22 protein-coding genes and 1 pseudogene are annotated in these 18,737 nt (G+C 65.3%); 17 read left to right on the forward strand and 6 right to left on the reverse strand.

Features of this window, described 5'->3' with window-relative positions:
- Window positions 1–54 precede the first annotated feature (54 nt).
- The 10 genes and pseudogenes from ACODSN_RS02140 to ACODSN_RS02185 all read left to right on the forward strand — a co-directional run bounded on the left by ACODSN_RS02140 (window position 55) and on the right by ACODSN_RS02185 (window position 8,205).
- The gene (locus ACODSN_RS02140) at window positions 55–1,404 is read left to right on the forward strand and encodes a M48 family metalloprotease (protein WP_489052788.1); all 1,350 of its coding nucleotides are present in this window, start codon (window positions 55–57) and stop codon (window positions 1,402–1,404) included.
- Window positions 1,401–2,168, forward strand: a complete 768-nt coding sequence (locus ACODSN_RS02145) for a DsbA family protein (protein WP_489052790.1) — start codon at window positions 1,401–1,403, stop codon at window positions 2,166–2,168. The genes ACODSN_RS02140 and ACODSN_RS02145 overlap by 4 nt, the downstream gene beginning before the upstream one ends.
- Before the next feature lie 141 nt (window positions 2,169–2,309).
- Window positions 2,310–2,444 carry a 50S ribosomal protein L34 gene (gene rpmH, locus ACODSN_RS02150; protein ID WP_340230882.1) on the forward strand — a complete coding sequence of 45 codons (135 nt, stop codon included), beginning with the start codon at window positions 2,310–2,312 and terminating at the stop codon, window positions 2,442–2,444.
- A 32-nt stretch (window positions 2,445–2,476) separates the two neighbouring features.
- Window positions 2,477–2,797 (forward strand): annotated as a pseudogene (rnpA, locus tag ACODSN_RS02155) (ribonuclease P protein component); the annotation flags it as partial.
- 2 nt (window positions 2,798–2,799) lie between these two features.
- Window positions 2,800–3,012 (forward strand): membrane protein insertion efficiency factor YidD, encoded by a 213-nt coding sequence (yidD, locus tag ACODSN_RS02160; RefSeq protein ID WP_489052792.1) that lies wholly within the window; start codon window positions 2,800–2,802, stop codon window positions 3,010–3,012.
- A 32-nt stretch (window positions 3,013–3,044) separates the two neighbouring features.
- Window positions 3,045–4,790, forward strand: coding sequence for a membrane protein insertase YidC (gene yidC, locus ACODSN_RS02165; RefSeq protein WP_489052793.1), 1,746 nt, complete (start codon window positions 3,045–3,047; stop codon window positions 4,788–4,790).
- Between the two features lie 37 nt (window positions 4,791–4,827).
- Window positions 4,828–5,466 (forward strand): ribosome biogenesis GTP-binding protein YihA/YsxC, encoded by a 639-nt coding sequence (gene yihA / locus ACODSN_RS02170; protein ID WP_489053031.1) that lies wholly within the window; start codon window positions 4,828–4,830, stop codon window positions 5,464–5,466.
- 6 nt (window positions 5,467–5,472) lie between these two features.
- Window positions 5,473–5,895 carry a DoxX family protein gene (locus ACODSN_RS02175; RefSeq protein WP_489052794.1) on the forward strand — a complete coding sequence of 141 codons (423 nt, stop codon included), beginning with the start codon at window positions 5,473–5,475 and terminating at the stop codon, window positions 5,893–5,895.
- Window positions 5,896–5,974: 79 nt separating this feature from the next.
- Entirely contained in the window at window positions 5,975–8,023 is a 2,049-nt protein-coding gene (locus ACODSN_RS02180) for a carbon starvation CstA family protein (protein WP_489052795.1), read from the forward strand.
- Window positions 8,020–8,205 (forward strand): YbdD/YjiX family protein, encoded by a 186-nt coding sequence (locus ACODSN_RS02185; RefSeq protein WP_489052797.1) that lies wholly within the window; start codon window positions 8,020–8,022, stop codon window positions 8,203–8,205. The genes ACODSN_RS02180 and ACODSN_RS02185 overlap by 4 nt, the downstream gene beginning before the upstream one ends.
- Here the strand turns inward: ACODSN_RS02185 and ACODSN_RS02190 are convergent.
- On the reverse strand, window positions 8,202–9,134 hold the full coding sequence (locus ACODSN_RS02190; RefSeq protein WP_489052799.1) for an XdhC family protein: 933 nt from the start codon (window positions 9,132–9,134) through the stop codon (window positions 8,202–8,204). The genes ACODSN_RS02185 and ACODSN_RS02190 overlap by 4 nt on opposite strands.
- Window positions 9,135–9,189: 55 nt before the next feature.
- On the reverse strand, window positions 9,190–9,861 hold the full coding sequence (locus tag ACODSN_RS02195) for a S24 family peptidase (RefSeq protein ID WP_489052801.1): 672 nt from the start codon (window positions 9,859–9,861) through the stop codon (window positions 9,190–9,192).
- Window positions 9,862–9,975: 114 nt separating this feature from the next.
- Between ACODSN_RS02195 and ACODSN_RS02200 the strand changes: the two genes are divergently transcribed.
- Window positions 9,976–10,161: a hypothetical protein gene (locus tag ACODSN_RS02200; RefSeq protein ID WP_489052803.1), complete on the forward strand. Its 186-nt coding sequence runs from the start codon at window positions 9,976–9,978 to the stop codon at window positions 10,159–10,161.
- Window positions 10,158–10,532 carry a hypothetical protein gene (locus tag ACODSN_RS02205; protein ID WP_489052804.1) on the forward strand — a complete coding sequence of 125 codons (375 nt, stop codon included), beginning with the start codon at window positions 10,158–10,160 and terminating at the stop codon, window positions 10,530–10,532. Before ACODSN_RS02200 ends, ACODSN_RS02205 begins: the two co-directional genes overlap by 4 nt.
- A gap of 1 nt (window position 10,533) precedes the next feature.
- On the opposite strand, the gene ACODSN_RS02210 is transcribed toward ACODSN_RS02205, so the two are convergent.
- Both ACODSN_RS02210 and ACODSN_RS02215 read right to left on the reverse strand, forming a co-directional pair.
- Complete coding sequence (locus ACODSN_RS02210; protein ID WP_489052806.1) at window positions 10,534–11,529, reverse strand: hypothetical protein; 996 nt, start codon at window positions 11,527–11,529, stop codon at window positions 10,534–10,536.
- A gap of 14 nt (window positions 11,530–11,543) precedes the next feature.
- Window positions 11,544–12,767 carry a TIGR04063 family PEP-CTERM/XrtA system glycosyltransferase gene (locus tag ACODSN_RS02215; protein ID WP_489052808.1) on the reverse strand — a complete coding sequence of 408 codons (1,224 nt, stop codon included), beginning with the start codon at window positions 12,765–12,767 and terminating at the stop codon, window positions 11,544–11,546.
- A gap of 101 nt (window positions 12,768–12,868) precedes the next feature.
- Between ACODSN_RS02215 and ACODSN_RS02220 the strand changes: the two genes are divergently transcribed.
- Both ACODSN_RS02220 and ACODSN_RS02225 read left to right on the forward strand, forming a co-directional pair.
- On the forward strand, window positions 12,869–13,006 hold the full coding sequence (locus tag ACODSN_RS02220; RefSeq protein WP_489052810.1) for a hypothetical protein: 138 nt from the start codon (window positions 12,869–12,871) through the stop codon (window positions 13,004–13,006).
- The gene (locus ACODSN_RS02225; RefSeq protein ID WP_489052812.1) at window positions 12,999–14,363 is read left to right on the forward strand and encodes a putative O-glycosylation ligase, exosortase A system-associated; all 1,365 of its coding nucleotides are present in this window, start codon (window positions 12,999–13,001) and stop codon (window positions 14,361–14,363) included. Before ACODSN_RS02220 ends, ACODSN_RS02225 begins: the two co-directional genes overlap by 8 nt.
- A 3-nt stretch (window positions 14,364–14,366) precedes the next feature.
- Here the strand turns inward: ACODSN_RS02225 and ACODSN_RS02230 are convergent, their stop codons facing one another.
- Window positions 14,367–14,921 carry a type 1 glutamine amidotransferase domain-containing protein gene (locus ACODSN_RS02230; protein ID WP_489052813.1) on the reverse strand — a complete coding sequence of 185 codons (555 nt, stop codon included), beginning with the start codon at window positions 14,919–14,921 and terminating at the stop codon, window positions 14,367–14,369.
- Window positions 14,922–15,037: 116 nt separating this feature from the next.
- On the opposite strand from ACODSN_RS02230, the gene ACODSN_RS02235 reads away from it, so the two are divergent.
- From ACODSN_RS02235 to ACODSN_RS02245, 3 genes are all read left to right on the forward strand, one after another.
- Complete coding sequence (locus ACODSN_RS02235; RefSeq protein ID WP_489052814.1) at window positions 15,038–16,039, forward strand: DNA topoisomerase IB; 1,002 nt, start codon at window positions 15,038–15,040, stop codon at window positions 16,037–16,039.
- 16 nt (window positions 16,040–16,055) lie between these two features.
- Entirely contained in the window at window positions 16,056–17,186 is a 1,131-nt protein-coding gene (locus ACODSN_RS02240) for a mechanosensitive ion channel family protein (RefSeq protein ID WP_489052816.1), read from the forward strand.
- Window positions 17,187–17,287: 101 nt separating this feature from the next.
- Complete coding sequence (locus ACODSN_RS02245) at window positions 17,288–17,683, forward strand: hypothetical protein (RefSeq protein ID WP_489052818.1); 396 nt, start codon at window positions 17,288–17,290, stop codon at window positions 17,681–17,683.
- On the opposite strand, the gene dgcA is transcribed toward ACODSN_RS02245, so the two are convergent.
- On the reverse strand, window positions 17,677–18,666 hold the full coding sequence (gene dgcA, locus ACODSN_RS02250) for an N-acetyl-D-Glu racemase DgcA (protein ID WP_489052820.1): 990 nt from the start codon (window positions 18,664–18,666) through the stop codon (window positions 17,677–17,679). The two genes, ACODSN_RS02245 and dgcA, sit on opposite strands and share 7 nt — an antisense overlap.
- Window positions 18,667–18,737 lie beyond the last annotated feature (71 nt).

Consider the following 18,737-nt stretch of genomic DNA (forward strand, 5'->3'; position numbering starts at 1 on the left):
GCAGGGGCATCAGCCCGGCCCTATGGGACGTCCACGAATTTCTCCCCGCGACGCATGACCGGCCGGCTCCTTCGCTCTCTCGCGATCCTGCTGGCCTCGTTCGCGCTGATCGCGCGCCCGGCGGCGGCGCAAAGCGTCCTGCGCGACGCCGAAACCGAATCCTTCATGAAAGACATGTCGGCGCCGCTGGTGAAGGCGGCAGCCATGGAGCCGCGCAATGTCGAGGTGCTGGTCCTCAATGCGCCCGATATCAACGCCTTCGTCGCGGGTGGTCAATATGTCTGGGTGCATAGCGGCCTGATCGCGGCGGCTGACAATGCTAACCAGCTTCAGGGCGTGGTGGCGCATGAACTGGGCCATATCGAGGGCGGGCATGTCATCCGCAACGACGGCGCCAAGGAAGCGACCGGCATCACCCTGCTCAGTCTCGTGCTGGGCGCGGCGGCGATCGCAGCGGGCGGCGCGGAAGCAGGCATGGGCCTGTTGGGCCTGGGCCAGCAGGCGGCGATGAGCAAATATCTCGCTTTCTCCCGCGCACAGGAAAGCTCCGCAGATCTCGCCGGCGCGCGCTATCTCAGCAAGGCCGGGATCACGGGCAAAGGTAGCCTGGACTTCTTCAAGAAGCTGCAAAATCAGGAATATCGCCTCGCCATCCCCCAGAATGACAGTTATGGCCGCACCCATCCGCTGTCGGGCGAGCGCATCAACGTTTTGCGCGAAGTATACACCGTCGATCCGGCCTGGAACAAAGCGCCGGACGCGGCGCTGGAGGCGAGGTTCGAGCGGATCAAGGCGAAGCTGATCGGCTATGTCTCCGAGCCGCAGCAGACGCTGATCAAATATCCCGAAAATGACCAATCGGTCCCGGCCCATTATGCCAGGGCCTATGCGTGGCACAAAAGCGCCTATCCGCAAAAAGCGCTGGACGAAGCGAATGCGCTGCTCGCGGCCGTGCCACACGACCCTTATTTTCTGGAACTCAAAGGCCAGATATTGCTCGAAAGCGGCAAGCCCGCCGAAGCGATTGCCCCCCTGCGCGAAGCGGTGAAGGAAACCAATCAGCCGCTGATCGCCACTTTGCTGGGCCACGCCCTGATTGCGACCGAGGACGACAGGAACTTCGCCGAGGCCGAACAGGTGCTGCGCAACGCCGTCGCGCGCGACCGGGAAAATCCCTTCGCCTGGTATCAATTGGGCGTGGTCTATGAGCGGCGCGGCGACATTCCGCGCGCGGCGCTGGCCACGGCGGAACGCTATGCGATGACCGGCGAGCATCAGATGGCGCTGCGCAGCGCCGACGCGGCGATGCAGGGATTGAAGCCCGGTACGATCGATTATCTGCGCGCGCAGGATATCGCGATGGTGTCGCGCGCCGCCGTCGAACAGAAGCGGAAGAAGAAATGACCGACCTGCCTCCGCCCCGCTTCCGCGCGGCCCTTTCCAACAGGATGATCCAGATGACCCTTGGCGCTTTCGCCGTCCTCGCCGCAGCCGCCGGCACAGCCTTGCTCGCCCAGGGTCCCGCCAGCGTCGGGGGAACCGATCGCGCGGCGATCGAAACGATCGTGCATGATTATATCCTGGCGCATCCCGAAATCATCCCGCAAGCAATCGAGAAATTGCAGGCGAAGCGGACGGCCGGAACGGTCGACGCCAATCGCAGCGCCATCGAGACCCCCTATGCCGGTGCGTGGGAGGGTGCGGCGAAGGGTGACGTCACGGTCGTCGAATTTTTCGACTATGCCTGCGGCTATTGCCGGGCGTCGCTGCCTGATCTTGCGCGGCTGGTGGGCGAGGACAAGGGCGTCAGGATTGTCTACCGCGAACTCCCCATCCTGTCGGACGACAGCACACTGGCGGCGAAAGTGTCGCTGCTGGTGGCCGAAAAGGGCCAGTATATGCCCTATCATCGCGCGCTTTACGCCGCCGGAAAGGTCACGCGCGACTCCATATTGGCCGCCGCCGCGAGCGTCGGAATCGACAGGAAAAGCGCGGAGGCGGCAATGGCGTCAAGTAAATATGACGCCGAGATCCAGTCCAACATCGCGCTGGCCCAGAAACTCGCGGCGAGCGGCACCCCGACCTTCGTCGTCGGCGATCAGGTGCTGAACGGCGCGGTCGGCTATGATGCGTTGAAAGCGGCGGTGGGGGCGGCACGGGCGAAGTAATTCCTGGCCGGACACCCGGCTCGGCCATTGACTTGGAACCCGCCTTTGCCTATCGGACGCCCCCTGACATGCGGTCGCCTTTACCGGCGGCCCTTTTTCGTCACGCCCGATTCACCTATTTTTGCCTTTGAGGAATGAACGATGAAGCGCACTTTTCAGCCGAGCAATCTGGTTCGGAAGCGCCGTCACGGTTTCCGCGCCCGTATGGAGACGCCCGGCGGCCGCAACATCATCCGCGCCCGTCGCGCACGCGGCCGCAAGAGCCTGAGCGCCTGAACCAGCCAGCGACGGAACCCGCGCTCGCCCGCATGGCGAAGCGCGCGGACTTCCTCGCGGCGAATCGCGGGTGGCGTGCACCGATGCCGGGCTTCGTCCTGCTGGTGCGTCCCCGCGGTGATGGAGATCCGGCGATGCGCTATGGCATCACGGTGACAAAGAAGATCGGCGGCGCCGTCATCCGCAATCGGATGAAGCGCCGCTTTCGCGTTCTGGCGCGCGAACTGCTGCCCTTGCACGGCGTTGCCGGGGCGGACCATGTGCTGATCGGCCGCGCGGGCGGGATCGAACGCGATTTCGCGCAGTTGCAGGGCGAGCTGGAAAAGGCGCTGCGCAAACTGGGCAAAGCGCCGTCATGATCGGCCGCATCCTCATCCTGATCGCGCGGGGCTGGCAGATCGGCCCGTCTCGCCTTCTCCCCCCCACCTGCCGCTATGCCCCGTCCTGTTCCGAATATGCGATCCAGGCGGTTCGCAAATATGGTGCGATCAAGGGTAGCTGGCTGGGGTTCAAGCGGCTAATGCGATGCCACCCGTGGGGCGGTTCGGGCTATGACCCGGTTCCCTGACTGATTTTTTCCGATGACGGCGGAGCCGAAGCGTGGACGACAAGAAGAATATCATATTGGCGGTGATCCTGACTGCGGCGATCCTGTTCGGATGGCCGTATATCGCCAATCATTTCTTCCCCGCCGCCAATCCGCCCGCCACGAAGATCGAAGGCGGCAAGACGACGCCCGTCGCCAGCCCGGCCGCTGACCCCGCCGCCGATTCGGTGGTCGCGGTCCGCGATCGCGCCGTCGTGCTGAAGGAAAGCCCGCGCGTGCCGATTCGCACGCCCCGCCTGATCGGCTCGATCAGCCTCAAGGGCGCGCGCATCGACGATATCGTGCTGCCGACCTATGGCGAGACGATCGCCAAGGATTCGCCGGCGATCCGCCTGTTCAGTCCCGGCGGGACGAAGGACGCCTATTTCGCCGGCTTCGGCTGGCAGGGCACCGGGCTGACGGCCCCGACCAAGGATACGCTGTGGACCGCGCAGGGCAGCGCGCTGACGCCGACGACCCCTGTGACGCTCAGCTGGAATAATGGCGCAGGCCAGCTTTTCCAGATTCGCCTGACCGTCGATCAGAATTACCTGATCACCGCCGAACAGAAAGTGTCGAACAGCGGCAAGGGCGTCGTGGGCGTTCAGCCCTATGGCCTTATCAGCCGCGCCGGCCATTCGAAGGACCTGTCCACCTGGACGATCCACACCGGCCCGATGGGCGTGTTCAACGGCGCTGCGAATTACGATATCAATTTCGACAATCTCGACGGCAAGGAGCCGGGCACATTCGCCCGGATATTCGGCACCAAGGCAGTGGCCGGTCCCAATTCCTTCACCTCCAACGGCGGCTGGGTCGGCTTCACCGACAAATATTGGCTCGCCGCGCTGGTGCCCGATCAGAAGGCCCCGATCTCCGGCCAGTTCCGCAAGGGCGCCGGATCGCAATATCAGGCTGACATCGCGCTGAACCCGGTGATGCTCGCGCCGGGCAAGGCGATCACCCAGACGACGCGGCTGTTTGTGGGCGCCAAGGAAGTCAAGACGCTGCAAGCCTATGAGCGGGCGGGCATTCCGCTGTTCGACCGGGCGATCGACTGGGGCTGGTTCTATTGGTTCGAACAGCCGATCTTCGCGCTGCTCCACTGGCTGTTCGAAACGCTCGGCAATTTCGGCGTCGCGATCATCTGCCTGACCTTCGTTGTCCGGGCGCTGATGTATCCGGTCGCGCAGCGCCAGTTCGCCAGCATGGCGGCGATGCGCGCGGTGCAGCCGAAGATGAAGGCGCTGCAAGAAAAGTACAAGGACGACAAGCCGCAGCTGCAACAGAAAATGATGGAGCTGTATAAGCAGGAAAAGGTCAATCCGCTGGCCGGATGCCTGCCGATCTTCATCCAGATTCCGATCTTCTTCGCGCTCTACAAGGTGTTGCAGCTGACGATCGAAATGCGGCATCAGCCGTTCGTGCTGTGGATTAAGGATCTGTCCGCGCCCGATCCGCTGCACATCCTCAATCTGTTCGGCCTGCTGCCGTTCCAGCCACCCGCGTTCCTCGCGATCGGCGTGCTGGCGCTCCTCCTCGGCATCAGCATGTATTTCCAGTTCAAGCTGAATCCCGCGCAGATGGACCCGATGCAGCAGCAGGTATTCTCGATCATGCCGTGGATGATGATGTTCATCATGGCTCCGTTCGCGGCGGGCCTGCTGGTCTACTGGATCACCAACAACTGCCTGTCGATGGCGCAGCAATGGTGGCTGTATCGTAAGCATCCGGTGCTGAGCACGGCGGCCGCAAAGTAGCATCGACGTCGAACCGAACGGATGGAATGTGGACGATATCGATAAAACCGACCTGATCGAGGATGCGCGCAAGCTCTTTTCCGGGCCGATCGCCTTCCTCAAATCGGCACCGACGCTCGAATTTCTGCCTGACATGGCGGTCAACGAGGTTGCCTTCGCGGGCCGCTCCAATGTCGGCAAATCGTCGCTGCTGAACGCGCTGACCAACCGCAACGGCCTTGCCCGTACCTCCAACACGCCGGGGCGGACGCAGGAGCTGAATTTCTTCGATGTGGGCGATCCGCTTCGCTTTCGCCTCGTCGATATGCCGGGCTATGGCTATGCCAAGGCGCCCAAGGATATCGTCCGCAAGTGGAAGTTCCTGGTGAACGACTATCTGCGCGGGCGCGCGGCACTCAAGCGCGCGCTCGTGCTGATCGACAGCCGCCATGGCATCAAGGATGTCGATAACGACATGCTCGACATGCTGGATGGCGCGGCGGTCAGCTATCGCATCGTGCTGACCAAGGCGGACAAGATCAAGGCGGCGGAACTGGCCGCCGTGCATCAGGCGACCGCCGATGCCATCCGCAAGCGCCCTGCGGCGCATCCAGACATCATCGCCACGTCGAGCGAAAAGGGCCTGGGTATCCCCGAGTTGCGCGCGGCGGTGCTGGAAAGCGTGACGCTGGGCTAGGTGGCAATGCGGCCGCCCACCGGGTCCGCGCCCCACTCCCGCGCGCGCAGGATCGCGCGGGGCGTGCTGAGCGCCGCTTACGCGATCGCCGGCGTCGCGCATCTGACCCGGCCCGGCGGGTTCGTCGCGATCACGCCGCACTGGGTGCCGATGCCGGAGACGGTGGTGGCGCTGACCGGCGCCGCCGAACTGGCCGGAGCGGCGGGGTTGCTGGTCCCGCGTTTGCGGGTTCCAGCGGGCATCGGCCTCGCCCTCTATGCGCTGTGCGTATGGCCCGCGAACATCAACCATGCCGTCAACGACATTGCGCTGGGCGGCGCACATCTGGGCTGGTGGTATCATGGCCCCCGGCTGGCCTTGCAGCCGGTCATCATCTGGTGGGCGCTATGGGCGAGCGGCGCGACCGACTGGCCGTGGCGCAAGCGCTGAGGCGCGCGCCCCGGCTTGTCTTTCCGTGCTGGCCGCCTACTGTGCGCGACCTTCGCAAGGCGCATGGCAGGAGAGCGCGATGACCCGGCATATCCCATGGATTCTCATCGGCCTGCTCGGCGTTGCGGCCCTTGCGGTGGTGGCGCTGTCGCGGGGCGAGGCGGTCAATGCGCTGTGGATCGTCGTCGCCGCCATCGCCACCTTCCTCGTCGCCTACCGCTATTATGCGCTGTTCATCGCGCGCAAGGTCATGGCGCTCGATCCGGCGCGGCCTACCCCGGCGATCCGGCGCGCCGACGGGCTGGACTATGTTGCGACCGACCGCACGGTGCTGTTCGGCCATCATTTCGCGGCGATCGCGGGTGCGGGTCCGCTGGTTGGCCCGGTGCTGGCGGCGCAGATGGGCTATCTGCCCGGTACGCTGTGGATCATTCTGGGCGTGGCGCTGGCGGGGGCGGTGCAGGATTTCATGATCCTGTTCATTTCCATGCGCCGCGACGGCAAGTCGCTGGGCGAACTTATCCGCATCGAAATGGGCCAGATCGCCGGCACCATCGCCCTGTTCGGCGCCTTCATGATCATGGTCATCATTCTTGCGGTGCTGGCGCTGATCGTCGTCAAGGCGCTGGCGGAAAGCCCGTGGGGCATGTTCACGGTCGCCGCCACCGTGCCGCTCGCGCTGCTGATGGGCGTTTATACCCGCTGGATCAGGCCGGGGCGGATCGGTGAAGTCTCGCTGCTGGGCCTGATCGGCCTGATCGCGGCCATCGTCTATGGCCAGGCAATCGCCGCCTCGCCGCTGTGGGGACCGGCCTTCACCTTTACGCCGGTGCAGCTTTGCTGGATATTGATCGGCTATGGCGCGGTGGCTTCGGTGCTGCCGGTGTGGCTGCTGCTCGCGCCGCGCGACTATCTGTCGACCTTCCTCAAGATCGGCGCGATCGGCGCGCTGGCAATCGGCATCGTCATCATGGCGCCGCCGCTGAAAATGCACGCCGTCACCCAATTCGCGGGCGGCGGCGGGCCAGCCTGGTCCGGCGGGCTTTTTCCTTTCCTGTTCATTACGATTGCCTGCGGAGCGGTGTCGGGCTTCCATGCGCTGATCGCCAGCGGCACAACACCCAAGCTGATCGCGAGCGAAGCCCACGCGCCGATCATCGGCTATGGCGCGATGCTGATGGAAGCGTTCGTGGCGATCATGGCGCTCGTCGGCGCCTCGATCCTCGATCCCGGCATTTATTTCACGATGAACAGCCCGGCGGCGATCATCGGCACCGACGCGGCCAGCGCGTCGGCGGCGGTGACGGCGATGGGCTTCCCGATCACCCCCGACCTCATTACCCAGACAGCCCGCGATGTCGGCGAACATAGCATCATCAGCCGCGCGGGCGGCGCGCCGACGCTGGCGGTGGCGATGGCGGAAATCTTCTCCCACGTCTTTGGCGGCCCGGCGATGAAGGCGTTCTGGTATCATTTCGCGATCCTGTTCGAAGCGCTGTTCATCCTGACCGCCGTCGATGCGGGGACGCGCGCCGGGCGCTTCATGCTACAGGATCTGATCGCGCTGGCGGTCCCCGCCTTCAAGGATTCGACCAGTCCCCTCCCCGGCATCGGCGCCACGGCGCTGACCGTCGCCGCCTGGGGTTTCTTTCTCTATCAGGGCGTCACCGATCCGCTGGGCGGGGTGAATACGCTGTGGCCGGTGTTCGGCATTTCCAACCAGATGCTCGCCGCGATCGCGCTGATGCTCGCCACCGCCGTCCTGTTCCGCATGAAGCGCGATCGCTATGCCTGGGTCACGATGGTGCCGACCGCCTGGCTGCTGCTGTGCACGATTACCGCCGGGCTGCTCAAGCTGTTCTCGGCGGACGTCAAGGTCGGTTTCCTCGCCCATGCGGCGAAGTTCAGCGCGGCGGCGGATGCGGGGACTGTGCTGGCGCCTGCCAAGTCGATGGCGGAAATGCGCCAGATCATCTTCAACGACCGGATCGATGCGGCGCTGTGCGCGATCTTCCTGTGCGTCGTCCTGGCGGTGCTGTTCTTCACCATCCGCACCTGCCTCGCCGCGCGCCGCAACCCCGCGCCGACAGCGCACGAAATCCCGGGGCAGATGGTCCCGGCGGCATGAGCGGCTTCCTAGCCACCCTGCGCCAGACCGCGCGGCTGATGGTCGGCCTGCCGGATTATGACGCCTATCTGCGGCATATGCGGGATCATCATCCCGGCCAGCCGGCGATGGACCGGACGCAATATTTCCGGGATCGGCAGGAGGCGCGCTACGGCGGGAAGAATGGCGGGCGCTGCTGCTAACCCGACTGGCTGGTCCGCGCCGCGTTGAATCCCGCGACCATGCCCGCCGCGATCGACAGGGCGATTTCCGCCGCGCCCACCGCGCCGATGTGAAGGCCCGCCGGCCCGTCAATGCGCGCGAGATCGTCAGGTCCCCAGCCGAGCGCCGTAAGCCGTTCGAGCCGGGCCGCATGGCTCCTGCGCGATCCTAGCGCCGCGATATAGCCGGTGTGCGCGCGCAGCGCGGCGTCGAGCGCGGGATCGTCGATCTTGATGTCATGGCTGAGCGTGACGACGGCGGTCGATTCGCCCGGCCGCCGCGCCGCCACCGCTTCGTCGGGCCAGCGATCGTCCAGCACCACGCCGGGGAAACGCTCCTGCGTCAGAAAGCGTCCGCGCGGGTCGATCACCACCGGCGTCACGCCGATCGCCAGCGCAAGGGGCGCAAGCGACTGCGCGATCTGCACCGCGCCGATGATAAGCAGTTGTCGGGGTGGATCATAGCGGTTCTGGAACGCGCCCGGCGTCACGCCTTCGCGCGTCAGCCCGCTATCGAGGTCGGTCGAAAGTGTGACCGCCCGCCCCTGCGCGGCCCCCGCCATGACGGCGTCGAACAGCGGAGCGGCGAACCCCGCCTCTCCGACTGGCTGGACGAGCACCGAAATCTCGCCGCCACAGGGCAGCCCTACGGCCCATGCCTCTCCATCGGCCACGCCATAGCTCGCCAGATGAGCGGACCGTCCGGCAATCACCTCCGCCGCACGCTGGAGGATGTCCGATTCGACGCAGCCGCCCGAAATGCTGCCTTCGAACCGGCCATCCTCATGGACGATCATATGGCTGCCACGCGGCCGGGGCGCCGATCCCCAGGTGGAGATCACTGTCGCCAGCGCCAGCCGGGCGCCGCGCCACTCCAGTCCCTTGGCGATCACGCCATCATGATGGTTCACGGGTCTGGAGCCTCCTTCATCCTTCCCAGATAGGGGGACGCGCGCCGTCCACAAGTCAGATCAGCCGCCGCCCCGTCCATACGACGCGACCGACAATGAGGACGAAAGCCGGATCGATATCGGTCCAGTTCGGATAATGTGGATTGTCGCTCAATATGCTGAAGCGATCGCGCCGTGGTCCCATGGCGACCCGCTTCACCATCAGCACGCCGTCGAGCCGCAGCACATAGACGCCGTCGCGCAGCCTTTCCGCGTCATCCTCATGATCGACCATGATTTCGTCGCCGTCGCTGAGCGTGGGCGCCATCGATTCGCCGTCGACCCGGATGATCGACACCCGCTGCGGCTTGACGCCCAGGCCTCGCAGCCATTGCGCATCGAACGCCATCACCCCCGCCGCCCGCTCATCCTCGTCCAGCGAGCCGGGACCGGCGGAAGCCCCCAGCGCCAGCCGGGGCACGGCCACGACCATGGGCGCGCCACGAGCGTGTCGCGGCGACGCGAGGGATGGTGAGGGCGCACCGAGCACCGCTTCCTCCACGCCGAAATAGCGGGCGAGGATGCGCCGGTCGGCCTCATCCAGTTTCCGGGGCGTCCCGCGCTTGATGAACTGCTGGATATAGGCGGGGTTACGCCCGAGCAGGCGCGAGAGGTCGGCATAATTTTCGCCCCGCTCGGCGATCAGCCGCTCCAGCGCGGCACGCGTGTCAAAAGGCTCTTGAACCATAAAGCATCCATAATGATAGGAATTTTCCTAGACAAGTAGGAAATAGGCTTAGAGATAGGAATAAGCCTATCGAATCGCATCGGGCGGATCGACGGAATGAGGAGACAAGGGCGAATGCTGTTGCGAACGATCGAAAAATTTCTGCGTGACACCGGGATCGCGGCGACGCGCTTCGGCCGTGAATGCGTGCGGGACCCGCGCCTGGTCTTCGACCTGCGCCAGGGACGGGAGCCGGGAGAACGCGTGAAAAGGCGTGTAGAACATTTCATGAACACATATCGCAGGAGCGCAGGGCAATGACAAGCATCGATCATCCCCGAACCACCACCAACTTGATCGAAAAGGGAGCAAATGCGGGCGGAACGCGCGACCCCTTGCCGCGCCTGCTGACACAACTGACCGAGCGGGTCGGCGATCCGACCCTGATCCTGCGAGCGACGAGCCGTCCATGGGCCAGCGCCCTGTTCCAGGGCCGCCGTCACATCGTCACGATGCAGATCGGCGGCGATGACGCCCCGGCCCGGCAGGCACGATTCGCCGACGGGCTGGCAGAGGCCCAATGGTCGTTACCGCGCCATTTCGTCGCCGATATCGTGATCGACGACCTCGCGCCCGCGCCCGAAGGCGGGCTTTGGATGGAATTATCCATCCTCACCATCGAGGATTGGTGAATTAGCGCCCGCGCGCCGTCATGGTGCGCAGGGTGCCGAGCGCCGCACGCAGCGCTTCGTCGATATCCACCTCCACCGTGTCCCGCACGGGCACGGCCGACGCAACCGGCAAGTCGGCCAGCACGGCGCCCGCAGGCCTTGCGGCGGCGATCGTCTGGCGGCGCAGGGACAGGCCCCGTTCCAGCCGCGCAGTCAATTCGGCGATGCTAGGCTCCTGCGACGGCTGGGGCGGCACGATATCCGGTTCGGATGAAATCGCCTGTTGCGCCGCCGGTGCGAAGGCAGGCTCGGCAGGAACCACTACCTCCTCGTCATGACCAGGAACCGCACTCGCCATTCCCGAAGCGATGGCGGGGCGCGGCGCGTCGTCCGGCTTGACCGAAATGAGCGACGCAAAGCGCGGGTGCGTTACGACCTCATCGGGCAGCGGCGGGGGAGCGACGGGCATGTCCAGCCCGGCGTCCGGCACGATCGGGTCTCTTTTCGGCTCCGCCTTGACCACCAACGCGCGATGCCCCGGCTCGGTGCGGGCGAATATGTCCAGACCGACAAAATCGCGGCTGGCGTAGATGGGTTCGCGGGCCGGCGCATCGGGATGCGCATCGGCGCGCCGCAGAACGGGCACTTCCCTTAAAACCGGCGATCCCCTGCGACTGCGGGCGAGGGCAGTCAGTCTCGACAGTGCAAAAGCCATTTTCCATGCTCCCTGGACGCCTGTTTTGCGTCCTCTTCCATAATATCCCGGCCGCGCGGCCGGCTGATCGCGGCGCAGCGCCGCGATTGTTCCCATCGTCATCAACGCCGCGAACGCCGCCACCAGCAGCCGCGCCGTCAGCCCGAGCGGCGGCGCCGCGCTCGGCACCACTTCGGTCACACCGCTGGACGCGACCAGCATTTCGACCAGCCCGACCGGCGTGGACAGGATAACCAGCGCCGCGCCGACACCGCCCAGCGCCGCTATGGTCCAGTCCCTGCCCTGTCGCCTCGATCCGCTCACGTCATCGAACTCTTTCAGGCTGCCCGCGCCGCCTGACCATGGTCTAGCAACCGTTGGTAAACAGGTTCGTAACGTAAAATGTTCGATGACCAGTTCCGCTCCCGCTCCACGAAGAGCCGGGCGACGGCGCGGCGGGCGTCCCACCCGCTGCGATCGGCGAACAGGCCGCTTAGGGCAGTCGCGATCGCGGCGGGGTCGTCGGCCTTAAACAGCGTGCCGGTGACGCCGTCCTCGATCAGCTCGCGATGCCCGCCGACGTCGGACGCCGCGACCAGCCGGCCCTGCGCCATCGCCTCCAGCGGCTTGAGCGGCGTCACCAGATCAGTGAGTCGCATCGTCTTGCGCGGATAGGCCAGGATATCGACCTGCGCATAATAATGTTCGACCTGATCGTGCGGCACCCGCCCGACAAAGACGATATGGTCGGCGAAGGGCGAGGCGGTGGCCTGCGCCCGCAGCGCCGTCTCCATCGGCCCGCCGCCCAGCAGCAGCAGCTTGGCCTTGGGTCGCGCCCGCACGAGTCGCGGCATGGCGGCGATCAGGTCGTCCAGCCCCTCATAATCGTAGAAGCTGCCGATGAAGCCGACGACATCCGCCCCTTCAAGGCCCAGCTTCGCCGTCAGGACGGGATCGCGCGGCACCGGCGTGCCGAACTGGTCGAGATCGACGCCGTTGGGCGACACGATGATCTTGCCCGCATCGACGCCGCGCGCGACCAGATCGCCGCGCAGCCCTTCGCAGATGACCGCGACCGCGTCGGCGGCGCGCACCGCATGGGTTTCGAGCTGCCGGGTCAGCCAGTAGCGCGGGCTTCCTTCCGTCCCGGTGCCGTTGCCGACCGCCGCATCCTCCCAGAAGGCGCGAATTTCGTAGATCAGGGGGATGCCATGTCTGCGTGCGACTCGCTGCGCGGCGATCGCGTTGAGCACCGGCGAATGCGCATGGATAATATCGGGTCGCCACTGCCGCACCAGCGCGTCGATCGCATCGGCATGGGCGGCGATGTCGCGCCACTCGCGCAACAAGGCGTTGCCGGTTGCCGGCGCGCCGGGAGTGCGATGGAAATGGAGACCATCGACGACCTCCTCCATCGACCCGGACGCCGAGTGCCTGTGGCCCGTCAGCCCGCGAACATCCCAGCCTCTCGCCAGTTGCGCCCGCAGGATCGCGCGGGTGCGGAAAGTATAGCCGCTGTGCATCGGCAGGCTGTGGTCCAGCACATGAAGAATGCGTGTCATAGCGTCTATCATGTGCCGAAAAAGGTTTAACGGCCCGTCAACTCTGAATGGATAGAAGGGCTTATGGGCACGTCGCCCGTGACATCAAAGCGCCGTGGACCATGATCGACACCTTCACCCTGCTCCTTAGCCATGGCGTTATCCTGCTTGCCGCCTGGCGGCTGCTGCCGCGGGCCGATCTCGACCGGGATATCGAGCCGGAGGCGGAAGTCGCGGAAAGGGCGGCGGGCGATGCGTGACCTGTTCTTCATCGCCTTTCTGGGCCTTTTCTTTCTCATGGGATTCCGGCGGCCGTTCCTGCTGATCGCGGTCTATGCCTATATCGACATCGTGTCGCCCCAGCGGCTGTCCTACTTCCTGCTCAACAGCATCCCAATCTCGCTGATCGCCTTCGTCCTCGCGGTGGGGGCCTGGATCGCGGTGGACGACAAGAAGGACTGCCGATTCTCCGCGCGGCAAGTGCTGCTGCTGCTGCTGCTCGCCTGGTGCGGCTATACGACCGCGACGGCCGATTTCCCCATCAATGCGCTCACCAAATGGGCGTGGGTGTGGAAGGCGATCATCTTCGCCGTGTTCCTGCCGATCACGCTGCGCACCCGTCTGCGAATCGAGGCGCTCACCCTGTTCATGGTGCTGTGCGCCAGTACGATCATCATCAATGGCGGCATGAAGACCGCGCTGTCGGGCGGCGGCTATGGCGTGCTCAACCTGATGGTCGAAAATAACAGCGGGCTTTACGAAGGCAGCATCATTTCCTGCGTCGCCATCTCGCTGATCCCGCTGATCCTGTGGCTCGCCAAATATGGCACGATCTTTCCCCCGGACTGGAAAGTGCGCGGCTTTGCCTATGCGCTCTGCCTCGCATGCCTGCTGATGCCGATCGGCACGGAAGCGCGCACCGGCCTCATCTGCATCGTCATCCTGGCGGGGCTGATGCTGATGCGGTCGAAACGCCGCTTCGTCTATGGTCCGCTGATGGCGTTCGCCGCGCTGGCGTCGATCCCCTTCCTCCCCGCCAGCTTTACCCAGCGCATGTCGACGATCGAGAATCATCAGGGCGACGAAAGCGCGTCGACGCGGGTCGCGGTGTGGATGTGGACGCTGGACTATGTGAAGAAACACCCGGCTGGCGGCGGCTTCGACAATTATCTCCAGAACAGCTTCACCTATTTCGCGCAGAGCGAAGTCACCGACAGCGGCGGCAAGCGGATCGAGCGGCGGACCGTCACCGATCACGGCCGCGCCTATCACAGCGCCTATTTCGAGATGCTTGGCGAGCAGGGCTATGTCGGCTTCTTCATCTGGGCGCTGATCCACGGCATCTGCTTCATCCGCACCGAATCGGTGCGCCGCGCCTATCGCAAGCGCGACGGACCCGGCGAAGCGTGGGTCGCGCCCTTCGCTCTGGCTCTGCAACAGGGGCACATCGTCTATATGATCGGGTCGCTGTTCGTCGGCATCGCCTATCAGCCGTTCATCTTCATGATGCTGTCGCTCCAGATCGGACTGGACACCTATATCAGCCGTCGAGCGAAGCAGGCGGCGGCGCGCCCGATGATTGCGCCGCCTGCCAGCGCCACCAGCCCTACGGCGTGACCATCACGCCGCGACCGGAGCGGCTTCCGTCACCGCCTTGCGGAACGCCGCGACGAAGGCGGGGATGTCGCCGGGCTTGCGGCTGGTGATGAGGTTGCCGTCCACGACCACTTCCTGATCCACCACCTGTGCGCCGGCATTGGTGAGATCGGTGCGCACCGAAGGCCATGCGGTGACGGTGCGGCCCGCGACGACACCCGCCTCGACCAGCAGCCACGGCCCATGGCAGATCGCCGCGACCGGCTTGCCCGACTGCACGAAATCGCGAACGATCTTCACGGCGGTGTCGTTGGTGCGCAAGGTATCTGGATTGGCGACCCCGCCGGGCAGGATCAGCCCGTCATATTCTTCGATCTTTACATCATCGAGCAGGATGTCGGGGGTGATGGTCGCGCCCTTCTCGTCATGGCGCATCCCCTGGATCGGGTTGCGGCCCGGCGAGGCAAGCGTCACCGTCGCGCGCGCGCCGATCAGCTCCGCGCGCGGATCGAGCAGTTCGGATTCCTCGAACCCGTCCGTGGCGATGATGAGGATGCGGGACTTGTCGATGGCGGTCATGAATTATCTCCTTGGACAATGGTCATTGCCGCCATCAACGGCCCGCCCCGCATCGGGTTGCGGAACGAAGCGACGAACGACGGGTTCAAAGGGACAAGAGAAAGCCCGCACCGCCCATGGCCCCATCGACCCTCTATCATTGCGACGACAGCGGCCCCGGCATCCGGCGCAAAGCGCTGAAACGGGGCTGGGCCTATTATGACGATGAGGGCGCGCGGATCACCGACCGCGACGAGATCGACCGTCTGGACGCCATCGGCATGCCGCCTGCCTATGGCGACTGCTGGTTCTGCCCCTCACCCCACGGCCATATTCAGGCGACGGGCTATGACGCGCGCGGGCGCAAGCAATATCGCTATCATACCGGCTTCCGGGCAGCGCGCGAGGACGAGAAATATGCCGGCTGCGCGGCGTTTGGGCGGGCGCTGCCGAAATTGCGCGCCCGGATCGAGGCGGATCTTTCCAGCCGTGGCCTGCGCAAGGAGCGGACGCTCGCCGCCGTCGTCCGCCTGCTCGATCTGGCGAAGGTGCGGGTGGGCAACGAACAATATGCCGCCGCCAACAAGAGCTTCGGCGCAACCACATTGCGCCGCCGTCATGCCGATCTGAAAGGCCAGAAGCTGCGCCTGCGCTACCGCGCCAAGTCGGGCAAGCAGCATGATCTCACCCTGACCGACCGGCATCTGCTGAAATTCGTGCGTGCGGTGCAGGATCTGCCGGGCCAGCATCTGTTCCAATATATCGATGAGGCCGGAGAGGCGCGGCCAATCTCTTCCGGCGACGTCAACGCCTATATCGCGCAGGCGATGGGCGGCCCGTTCACCGCCAAGCATTTTCGCACCTGGGGGGCGTCGGCCATCGCCTTCGAAACACTGGCGGCCGGGCCGGTCTCGCTCAAGGAGATGATCGCTCCGGTCGCGCAGGCGCTGGGCAATACGCCGGCGATCAGCCGGAAAAGCTATATCCACCCCATTCTGATCGACCTGTGCCAGCATGATCAGGACGCATGGCGCGCGGGGCTTCGCTTGCCCCGCCAGACGCGCTATCTGTCACGCGCCGAACGCGGCCTGATCGCCCTGCTGGATGCGCAGGCGGCAGCGCTGCCTCTGGCCGCGTAATTATTGAAGGACCGGCATGGCTGTCAGGCAAGACTCCCTAACGACTCCGCTCGACGCCCCGAATCTGCACCAGATGGCGCAGATGACGTCGGCGTGGCTTTCGCTCCACTGGCTTCAGATCGTGATCGCGGTGGGTGCGGGGGTCCTCATTTATCTCGCGCTCGCCGCGCTGCGTCAGTTCGGCAAGCGATTGCGGGGCAAGCCCGGCGATTCGCTAGGACTGGCGGTCGTTGCGGGCCGCACCTTCGCCCGAACGACGCATTTCTTCATGGTGATGGTCGCCGCCCGGCTGGTGGCCGGCTACGCCAATCCGCCCCCAGCTTTGACCAAAACCATCATATTCCTGTTCACCATCGCCGCCGTGTTCCAGGTGGCGATCTGGCTGCGCGAGATCATCCTGGGCCTGATCGAGCGACGCACGGTCGAGGATGGCCATGGCGAAACGCTGGCGAACGCCATGTCGCTGATCCGCGTGCTGGTGACGGTGGCGCTGTTCGCCATCGCGATCATCGTCGTGCTCGACAATCTGGGCGTCAACGTCACGGGTCTGGTCGCGGGCCTTGGCATCGGCGGTATCGCGATCGGTCTCGCGGCGCAGGGCATTTTCTCCGATCTGTTCGCGGCGCTTTCCATCATTTTCGACAAGCCGTTCCGGCGCGGCGAGATGATTACCTATGACCAGACCACAGCGCGGGTCGAACGCATCGGCCTCAAAAGCACCCGGCTTCGCGCTGCCAGCGGGGAAAAGAAGGTTATTTCCAACGCACAACTGCTACAAAAGGAAATCACCAGCCTCCAGACGCTGACGCAGCGGCGCATCACCTATGCGATCGGCATCATCTACCAGACGCCGGAGGACAAGGCCGACGCCATCCCCACCATGTTGCAGCAGATCGTGGAGGCCGAGGGGCTGATCTTCGTCAATGCGGGCATCGTGCAATTCGGCGCCAGTTCGCTCGACTATCAACTGAATTTCGATGTGCCCGATCCCGACCATCATGATTATTTCGTGATGCGCCACCGGATCGGCATCGCCATCTGGAAGCGGTTCAACGCCGAAGGAATCGAATTCGCCTATCCGACGCAAACCAGCTTTACCGCCGCGCCCGACGGCAAGATGATCCTGCCCTATCCCGATCATCACTGACCGGGGCGACCTGTCGCATTTCCGAGTCCGCCCGTCCCGGCGCGATTGCCAGCGGTGCGATGCCGTCCGAAGCGCTGATCCTCATAGAAAAGGGTCGTGACATGCGGATCGCAAGGTTGTGGATGATCGGATTGGCTTTGGCCGGCAGCGCGAGCGGCGCCGCCCATGCCGAAGGTTTGGGGGCGGAGGCCAATTATGGCCGAGCGGACGGCCACTGGGGTGCCGAGATTGGCGCGGGCTATGCGCTGGGCTTCGGCGGCTTCAGCCTGACGCCGGGCGCGGGCGTTTATCTGCGCGATGGCGGCCAGCGGATTTATGGCCGGGTCGAGGCCAGCTACACCATCCCGCTGTCAGCGACGATCGGCGTGGGCGCGCGCACCAGCGGCGATGCCGTCCGTCCCTATGCGACCCTCGCCATGCCGCTTCTCCCCAAAGTCCGGGCCAAGGCTAATGCCGGACCGCATTATTATACGGTCGGCCTGACGCTCGGCTATTGAGCCGGGGGCCGCCCGGTGCCCCACAGCATTCCGGGGTACAAAAAGCCGCGTTCCATCACCAGTCCCCCCTCCCGGTCGCGCGCCAGCAGCAACGCGCCGTCGAGGTCGATCCAGTCCGCCCCCTGCGCCACGAGCGCGGCGGGCGCGATGCCGAGCGACGTGCCAAGCATGCAGCCGACCATGATGCGAAAGCCCCGTTCGCGCCCCGCACGCGCCAGCGCCAGCGCCTCGGTCAGCCCGCCGGCCTTGTCCAGCTTGATATTGATCGCGTCGAAATCCCCCAGCCTGTCGAGATCAGCCCGCGAATGACAGCTTTCATCGGCGCACAGCGGCAAGGGCGACCGGACCCCTGCCAGCCTTTCCTCGCGCCCATGCAGGATCGGCTGTTCGACCATCTCCACGCCCAGTTTGGCGAGCGCGCACGCTTCGGCCGCGATATCGCGGTCGTGCCAGCTTTCATTGGCATCGACGATCAGGCGCACGTCCGGCGCACCGGCCCGCACCGCCGCGATTCGCGCACCGTCCCCCTCGCCCGTCAGCTTGCATTTGAGCAGGCCGAAGCCTCGCACGGCGGCGGCACGGGCATCCGCCTGCATCCGGTCCGGCTCGCCCAGACTGATCGTGAAGGCGGTGGCGAGCGCCTCGGGCCCTGGCAACCCCGCAAGCTCCCACACCGGCGCGCCCGCCTGCTGCGCCTCCAAATCCCACAGCGCGCAATCGAGCGCATTGCGCGCCGCTCCGCGCGGCATATGCTGCAACAGGGCATCGCGGTCGAGCGGCCCGCCATAGCCGCGGATGGCCGCAGCGCACGCCTCCGCCGTCTCCCCTTCATAATAGATCGCCGTGCCTTCGCCCCGACCGACACGCACGCCATCGCCGACGGTGCAGACGACGACATCCACCTCCGTCTTGGCGCCCCGGCTGATGATGAAGGCTCCAGCGACGGGCCAGCGTTCGACGGTGGCGGAAAGAATGCGGTTCATCGGTTCCCCAGGGGTGCGGACAATTCGGTCTGCTGGTTCGTAGGCGGAAATCCTGCCCCGCGCCTAGCCCT

The organism is Sphingobium sp. FG11, from assembly GCF_057809915.1.